The 1263-nt window shown below is 44.2% G+C and carries 2 protein-coding genes and 1 pseudogene; 1 reads left to right on the top strand and 2 read right to left on the bottom strand.

The features are described 5' to 3' along the window. Window positions 1–68: 68 nt before the first annotated feature. Both AC3AYF_RS21295 and AC3AYF_RS21290 read right to left on the bottom strand, forming a co-directional pair. Window positions 69–368: a YciI family protein gene (locus tag AC3AYF_RS21295; protein ID WP_487780463.1), complete on the bottom strand. Its 300-nt coding sequence runs from the start codon at window positions 366–368 to the stop codon at window positions 69–71. Between the two features lies 1 nt (window position 369). Next, window positions 370–963, bottom strand: a pseudogene (locus AC3AYF_RS21290) (septation protein A). 54 nt (window positions 964–1017) lie between these two features. Between AC3AYF_RS21290 and AC3AYF_RS21285 the strand changes: the two are divergent. Then, a partial coding sequence (locus AC3AYF_RS21285) for a PHP domain-containing protein (RefSeq protein ID WP_487780462.1) occupies window positions 1018–1263 on the top strand: 246 nt, incomplete at its 3' end.

Here is a 1263-nt window from a genome sequence, read left to right as displayed (position 1 = left end):
ATCTTGAATTTCTAGATGGGTGGGATTTAATGAGCTTAATGCACTTTTTAATGCAGCGATAGTATCGGTCACGGTAATACTTTTTTGAAGGGTTTGACGGTGACTTTGGCATAAACGCCAGCAGCAATATAAGGATCGTCATCGGCCCAAGTTTGTGCTGCCGCTAGATCGTTGAATTCAGCGACAACCAAGCTACCGGAAAAACCATCTTCACCCGGCTGTTCATTATCTATAGCTGGGTGTGGTCCAGCTAGAACCAGCCGACCTTGTTGTTGTAATTCTTGCAGCCGCTCAATATGAGCGGGCCTGGCTCCCATGCGTAATGGCAGGCTATTTTCAACATCTTCACTCATAATGGCGTACAACATCTTAAACATCCTTACTGGAGTTGGGCACTTCAACGGCGTGTTTAGCGAGATAGATGGATTGAACGATGATAAAAACGATGGTTAAACCCAGCAAGCCAAACAGTTTGAAATTAACCCAGGTTGCTTCGTCAAAGTTAAACGCAACATAAAGGTTGGCTAGGCCGGACATAATAAAAAACAAGATCCAGGCAATATTCAGACGGAACCAGATAGCCGCGGGCAACTGGATATGTTCAGCCATCATGCGTTCGAGTAAGGACTTATCGGTGAACAGATGGGCACCAGCAAAGGCTAAGGCAAATAGCCAATTCACTGCGGTGGGTTTCCATTTAATGAAATTAGGGTTCTATAACCACAAGGTGGCCCCCCCTAAGACTAATACCAATACCAAGGTGATTAAGTGAGATTTTTCGACTTTGCCATGACGTAACCATGAATAGCTGGTTTGAACGATGGTCGCCATGATCATGACAGCGGTGGCAGCATAAATGCCTTGGACATCATATTCATGACCATTCCACTGGTAGAGGCCACCACCAAATTTATAGGCAAGGAAAAAAAGGACAATAGGTAAAAAATCAAAAAATAGTTTCATCTCAAATTCTAGTTTTAACAGTAATAACCGGCATTCTAACGTAAAATAGCCAGTATGACTTGTTATGACTTACATTCGCACTCGACCGCATCCGATGGGTCTTTAACTCCAGAAGCGTTAATTGCCCGTGCCATTGAGCATAATGTTGAGGTATTGGCGCTCACCGATCATGATGGCACCGAAGGTATTGAGGCCGCAAAAAAAGCCGCTCAGGGAACCGATCTTGATTTAATTGCAGGTGTTGAATTATCGGTGACCTGGGGTAGCAAGACCGTACATATTGTAGGTTTAGGCATTGAT

The organism is Salinicola sp. (assembly GCF_982684285.1).
The sequence above is the reverse complement of the archived record's forward strand: the minus strand, read 5'-3'. Positions and strand labels throughout refer to the sequence as shown.

Coding starts and splice junctions, on each gene's coding strand:
- AC3AYF_RS21295 (WP_487780463.1), bottom strand. CDS start 368: ATGTTGTACGCCATTATGAGTGAAGATGTTGAAAATAGCCTGCCATTA.